General features: G+C 76.2%; 3 protein-coding genes. 1 reads left to right on the forward strand and 2 read right to left on the reverse strand.

The features are described 5' to 3' along the window. Window positions 1-48: 48 nt before the first annotated feature. Complete coding sequence (locus GPJ59_RS11160) at window positions 49-1,242, reverse strand: Ig domain-containing protein (protein ID WP_258024221.1); 1,194 nt, start codon at window positions 1,240-1,242, stop codon at window positions 49-51. A gap of 465 nt (window positions 1,243-1,707) precedes the next feature. Then, on the reverse strand, window positions 1,708-2,601 hold the full coding sequence (locus GPJ59_RS11165) for a LysR family transcriptional regulator (RefSeq protein ID WP_219666591.1): 894 nt from the start codon (window positions 2,599-2,601) through the stop codon (window positions 1,708-1,710). A gap of 564 nt (window positions 2,602-3,165) precedes the next feature. Here GPJ59_RS11165 and GPJ59_RS11170 point away from each other — a divergent pair. Beyond that, the coding region (locus GPJ59_RS11170) for a beta-ketoacyl synthase N-terminal-like domain-containing protein (RefSeq protein ID WP_308120245.1) at window positions 3,166-6,912 on the forward strand (3,747 nt) is incomplete at its 3' end.

The following is a 6,912-nucleotide window of genomic DNA, read 5'->3' on the forward strand; positions in this document are numbered from 1 at the left end:
GGGTGTGATCGCCGACCCGGTACGGGGACGGGCCCGGCCCTCGGCGGGTCAGAACCAGGTGAGGGTGAGGGGGAAGCCGGCGGAGGCCGTGGCTCCGGTGGCGTCGGTGACGGTGGCGGTGACCTGGACGGTCCCGATCGCCCAGGGCTTGCCGGTGATCCGGCCGGTGGCGGGGTCGATGGTCAGGCCCCAAGGCAGGCCGGCGGCACCGTACTTCAGGGGAGCCTTGCCGCCGGTGGCGGTGATCCGGACGGTGCAGGACTGGTTGAACCTGCACGTCTGCGGCCCGGGGCTGCTCAGCCGCAGGTCGTCGGACGGCGGCTCCGTCCCGCCGCAGCCCGGGGTGGCCTGCGGAGGCAGCGGGACCCGCCAGACCTGGCTGTCGTTCTCCGAGCCGACGAGCAGCGTGCCGCAGTCGGCGTAGGTCACCGTCTCCCCCTGCGGCTGTGCGGGCAGTGCCACATCGGCGAGCTTGGCGCCCGAGGAGTCGTACACGGAGGCGGTGTCGGCGCCGATCGGGCCGCCGCTGCGGATGACGTACGACCTGCCGGTGGGTGCGTAGGCGCCGTCGGTGGCGAAGACCGGGCCGGGGCGCACCGGGCTGAGCGTGTTGACCTGGCCGGTGGCGGGCGGCAGCGGCGCCTGGTACAGCCGGCCTGCCGCACCGATCTTCTTGCTGGCGACGTAGAGCCGGCCGGTGACGGGGTCGGCGAGCAGGGACTCGGCGTCGTGCTTGCCGTCGGAGTAGGCGAATCGGTACGTCACGGGGGTGACGGTGGCGTTGGCGAGGGTGTCCGGCTCGGGGAAGCTGTGGACCTGGATCTCGGCGCGAGCGCCGATGTTGTCCCCGATGTCGCCGACCAGGACGACCGGGCGGCCCGCGGTGTCCCTGCCGACGGCCAGGCCTTCCCAGTCGGTATTGGCCGTGTCCGAGAGGGTGAAGGCGGCCCGGAGCTGTCCGGTGGGCCCGGAACAGTCCACGGCGAAGACCTGGTTGGTGTTCCCGCTGTCGTTGAGGGCGTAGAAGATCCCGGGGTGACGGACACTCATGGCGAGCCCGCTGAATTCGGCGAGGCCGGCGGGGAGGGTGCAGGCGCGCTCGGCGGCGGGGGCGGGGGCGGCCGGGGCCGCCGGGGACATGGCTGCCGGAGCCGGGGCGGCGGCCGGTACCGGCCCGAGGGCCAGGGTGAGGGCGGCCGCGACCGCCGCTCCGGCCCGCGAGGGGGTGAGGAGTCGAGGCATGCGCACAATGTGACGGCGGTGCCGGCAAAGGCCAAGCGGCAGCCGTACGCCCACTGGGCATGGACCAGTGCCGGCCGGGCATACCCAGCCGCCCGGGCCGTTCGACCCCGGTCCGGCCCAGAGCGACGCACGGCCCGGAGCAGACCGCCCCACGGCCCGAGGACAGGCGACGAGCGGACCGCCCCCTTGAGGGGCGCGAGGAACTGCGCGAACGACCCCCCACAACCCGAGGACAACCAACAGGCGGACCACCCCCCACCAGGGGCGCGAGGAACTGCGCGAGCAACCCCGCACGACCCGAGGACGACCGCCGGCAGGCCGCCCCTCCAGGGGCGCGGGGAACTGCGCGAGCAACCCCCCACGACCCGAGGACAACCAACAGGCGGACCACCCCCACCAGGGGCGCGGGGAACGGCGCGGGCAACCCCGCACGGCCCGAGGACGGAGCATGCCCGTGGCCGAGCGTCAGCGGATCGGTTCCCGCACGGGTGAGTTGTGGCGGATGTGGGCGAGGAAGGCGCGGCCGGTCCGGGTCAGGGGACGGCTGGTGTGCACCACGCCGACCGGACGGAGCAGCGGCGGGGTGAACGAGCGCACCTCCACGCGCCGCCCGAAGGCCCGTAACACCACGTCCCGGTACCAGATCAGTGAGCCCCGGCCGTCCGCCACCCCGGTCACCCAGGCCAGCCGCTCGTCGGACTCCACCGTGGGGACGGGCCGCACGCCCAGGCTGCTGAACAGGGCCTCCAGTTCGGTACGCCGCCCGGTCCCCGGGCTCGGCAGCACCATGCTCATCCCGTCGAGGTACCGGAAGGGCACCGGGTCGGGCAGCCGGGAACCGGGCGGAGAGATCAGCACGACCTCGCGCTCCTGGAGGTGGTGCGCCGACAGCTCCTTGTCCACCGGCAGGTCGACCAGGCCCAACTCGGCCCGGCCGGAGCCGAGTTCCTTCATCAGCGCCTCCCTGCTGCCGCACTGGTGCAGCCGTACCTCGACGCCGGGGTTCCGTTCGGCGAAGGCGTCGACGAGGTCCGGGGCCAGGTCCAGGGCGAGCGTGGGCGTGGTCACCAGGTGCAGGGTGGCCCGGGCGGTGCCGGTGCGGTAGACCCCGATGTCCTCGATGGCCTTCATCGCGTCCAGCACGGTCCGGGCGAGCCGGACCACCCTGACGCCCTCGGCGGTGAGGTTCACGCCCCGGCTCGTACGCGCCAGCAGTTCCACGCCGAGATCGCGCTCCATGGCCTGGATCGCCCGCGACAGGGCCGACTGGGCGACGAAGACCGACGCCGCCGCACCGGTGATGGAACGGCAGTCCGCGACGGCGACGAGATAGCGAAGCTGCGCGAGTGTGAGGGTCATGACCGGACGGTAACTCCCGGAACCTGTCACTGTAAGAGGCATCGAGGGGGCCAACTGACGAACAATCAGAACCTCGTGATGCCGGAACGGCAGCGAGCCATACCGGCCCGGCATGAGCGGACCGGCTCCCTCCTCCCCCGCTGCGTCCGACCGGCCGCGCACGCCACGGGGATCAGCGCAGGCTACGGCCGTGGGCACCGGCTGCGGCTGCGGATTCCGCAGCGCGGCGCACGTGGCCAAAAGCGGACGCGCCCGCGCCGCAGGGCGTTGACACCTCAAGGTCGCACCCGCACGATCTGCCCCCGGTCCGCAATGCACGGCCGGGCATCCCCGTCCCCCCCACCTTGCCGCCCCTGCCACCCCGCCCCCGCCCCCGCCCCCGCCACCACCCGACCCCCACCACCCGGCGTCCACCCCGACCGCGCCGTCTCCAGCGGTCCGGCCCGCCATACCCGTCGCGCCCGCCATGCCCGCCATGCCCGGTGGGCGGCCCGGCTGCCCACCGGCGCGCCGCGTACCCACCGCACCGCACGCCGCAGCACGCCGCACCCGAGAGGAGCGCCCGTGACCCCCCAGTCGGGCCAGTCCCCCACCGATCGCGACCTCGTCGTCGCGGTCAGCCCCTTCGAGGAGCCCCACGCGCCCATCGTCCTCGCCGCCGAACGGGCCGGCGCCCTGGGCCTGCTCGACCTGGGCCGGGACGCCGCCGCGGCCGGCCGCGCCCTGACCGAGCTGACCGCGCGGCTGCGGGGTCCGTACGGGGTACGGGTGCCGGTCGGCTGCCCGGTCGGACCGGACGGGCTGCCTCCCGACGTGGACACGGTCCTGCTGGCGGATCCGGCCCTGCACCGGGCCCCCCGGCCGTGGGCGGCGGACGGCGGACGGCGGGTCTGGGCCGAGGTGGTGAGCCGGGAGGAGGCCGTGGCCGCGGTCGCCGCGGGGGCGGCCGCGCTGGTCGCCAAGGGCCACGAGGCGGGTGGCAGGGTGGGTGGCACCACCACCTTCGTCCTGCTCCAACAGCTGCTCGCGGACCCGGAGATCGGCGTGCCGGTGCTGGCCTGCGGCGGGATCGGCCCGCACACGGCGGCCGCCGCGGTGGCGGGCGGCGCCGCCGGGGTCCTGCTCGACACGCAGCTGGCCCTGACCACCGAGGGCGAGGCGGCGCTGCCCGCGCAGGTGGCCGCGGCCCTGCGGGCGATGGACGGCAGCGAGACGGTCGTCGTGGACGGCCACCGCATCTTCAGCCGCCCGGACCTGGACCCGGACCGGCACCGGCCGGACCTCGCCCGCCGGCTCGGCGCCCGCGGCCTGCGCGAGCAGCCGCTGCCCGTGGGGCAGGACGGGTCCTTCGCCGCACGGCTCGCCGCCGCGCACCGGACCACCGGGGCCGTGGTGCAGGCCGTACGCCGGGCCGTGGGCGAGCACCTGGGGGCGGCGGTACGAGCGGCAGCGCTGCGCCCCCGCGAGGGGGATCGCCATCTGCCGGTGGCGCAGGGGCCGATGACCCGGGTCAGCGACCAGGCCGCGTTCGCCGCCGCCGTCGCCGGGGCGGGGGCGGTGCCGTACCTGGCGCTGGCCGTCATGGACGGCGCCGAGGTCCGCCGGCTCCTCGCCGAGACGGCGCGGCGGCTGGGGGACCGGCCGTGGGGGGTCGGGCTGCTGGGGTTCGTACCGCCCGGGCTGCGCGCGGAGCAGCTCGCCGCGGTCGCCGAGGTGCGGCCGCCGTACGCGGTCATCGCGGGCGGGTCTCCCGGGCAGGCGGCGCCGCTGGAGGCGGCCGGGACCCGTACCCATCTGCACGTCCCCTCCCCCGGTCTGCTGGAGCGCTATCTGGCCGAGGGGGCCCGGCGGTTCGTCTTCGAGGGCCTGGAGTGCGGCGGCCACATCGGGCCGCGTGCCTCCTTCCCGCTCTGGGAGGAGCAGATCGAGCGGCTGCTGGCCTGTGAGGACGTCGCGGCCCTCGACGTGCTGTTCGCGGGCGGTATCCACGACGCGCGGTCCGCCGCCATGGCCGCCGCGGCCGCGGCTCCGCTGGCGGCGCGCGGCGCCCGGATCGGCGTACTGATGGGCACCGCCTACCTGTTCACCGCGGAGGCGGTGGAGGCGGGCGCGGTGCTGCCCGGCTTCCAGCGGGTGGCGCTCGACTGCACGCACACGGTGACCCTGGCGACCGCGCCCGGCCATGTCACCCGCTGCGCCGCGTCCCCGTACAGCGAGACCTTCGCGGCCACCCGCCGGGCCCTGGAGGACGGCGGTGCGGACCCGCGGCAGGTGTGGGAGGAGCTGGAGCGGCTCAACCTGGGGCGGCTGCGGATCGCCAGCAAGGGGCTGCGGCACGCCGAGAGCGGTCCGCCCGTGCCCGTACCGGAGGCGGAGCAGGCCCGCGACGGCCTGTTCATGCTGGGCCAGGCTGCGGCCCTGCGCAGCGCACCGACCACGGTGGCGGCCCTGCACGCCGAGGTGACCTCGCAGGCGCACGCCTGGCTGGAGCGGCGGGCCCGCGCACTGGGGCCCCGGCCCGCCGAGCCGGCGGCGGGCCCCGAACCGCTGGACGTCGCCGTGGTCGGCATGGCCTGCGCGTACCCGGGCGCGGCCGATCTCGCCGCCTACTGGTCGCAGGTGGTCGCGGGCACGGACGCCGTCACCGAAGTGCCCGCCGAACGCTGGGACCCCGCCGTCCACTACGACCCCGATCCGGCCAGGGCCGGGGAGCGTACGCCGTCCCGCTGGGGCGGCTTCCTGCCCGCCGTGCCCTTCGACGCCCTCGCGCACGGCATCCCCCCGGCCTCCCTCTCCGGGGTCGAGCCGGTCCAGCTGCTGGCCCTGGAGATCGCCTCCCGGGCCCTGGCGGACGCCGGGTACGGCCCGGGCCGGGTCTTCGACCGGTCCCGGACCTCGGTGGTGTTCGGCGCCGAGGCCGGTACGGAGCTCGCCGGCGCGTACGGCTTCCGCGCCCTGTACCCCGGCTACCTCGGCCCGCTGCCTCCCGGCCTCGACGCCCAACTGCCCCGGCTGACCGAGGACTCCTTCCCCGGTGTCCTCGCCAACGTCATCGCCGGCCGGATCGCCAACCGGCTCGACCTCGGCGGCGCGAACTGCACGGTCGACGCGGCCTGCGCGTCCTCGCTGGCCGCCCTCGACCTGGCGTGCCGGCAACTGCGCGACGGGGACAGCGACATGGTGCTGTGCGGGGGCGCCGACGTGCACAACGGCATCAACGACTATCTGATGTTCGCCTCCGTGCGCGCCCTGTCCCCCACCGGCCGGTGCAGGCCCTTCGACGCGGCCGCCGACGGGATCGCCCTCGGGGAGGGCGTCGCCGCCCTGGTCCTCAAGCGCCTGGAGGACGCCGAACGCGACGGCGACCGCGTGTACGCCGTGGTCAAGGCCGTGGGCGCGGCGGGCGACGGCCGGTCGCTGGGGCTGACCGCGCCGCGGCCCGAGGGTCAGCGCAGGGCACTGGAACGGGCGTACGCGAAAGCCGGTGTCGAGCCGGGTCAGGTGGGGCTGGTCGAGGCGCACGGCACCGGGACGGTCGTCGGCGACAGCACCGAACTGGCCGTGCTGACCGACCTGTTCGGCGCCGGAGCTGCGGGCTCGTGCGGCCTGGGCTCGGTGAAGTCCCAGATCGGCCACACCAAGTGCGCGGCCGGGCTGGCCGGGCTGATCAAGGCGGCCCGGGCGGTGCACGCCGGGGTGCGGCCGCCGACCCTGCACCTGGACCGGCCCAATCCTGTCTGGCGGGCCGACAGCAGCCCGTTCTTCTTCGACACGGAGGCGCGGCCCTGGACCGTGCCGGTGGAGCGCCGCGTGGCCGGGGTGAGCGCCTTCGGCTTCGGCGGTACCAACTACCACGCGGTGCTCACCGGCCACCGCGACGGTACCGAGCCCGAGCACGGCCTGGAGCAGTGGCCCGCCGAGCTGTTCTGCTTCTCCGGCACCGACCGGGACGCGGCCGCGCGGTCCATGGCCCGGCTGGCGGCCCGCCTGGAGGACAACGACACGGCCGGACGACCCTGGGCCCTGCGGGACCTGGCGGCGGAGGTGGCCCGCGAGGCCGCGGGGCGCGGGGCCCGTGCGGTGGTAGAAAAGGCCGGCGAACAGGGCACCCCCCCCCGGCCGCCAGGCCCGGCCCCGGGGCCTGCTGCGACCGGGGGCCGCGTCCGCCATGAGCCCGGGCGGGTCCCGCCCCCGGCGGCCCCGGTTCTTGGGCCGGACCCTGCCCGGCCGCGCCGCCCCCGCCCGCGTGCTGGAGATCGACGGCCCGCCCGACCTGCCCCGCGCCCCAGCCCTGGCCCCCCTGCTCGACAC

This window comes from Streptomyces bambusae, from assembly GCF_019400985.1.
GTDB lineage: Bacteria > Actinomycetota > Actinomycetes > Streptomycetales > Streptomycetaceae > Streptomyces > Streptomyces bambusae_A.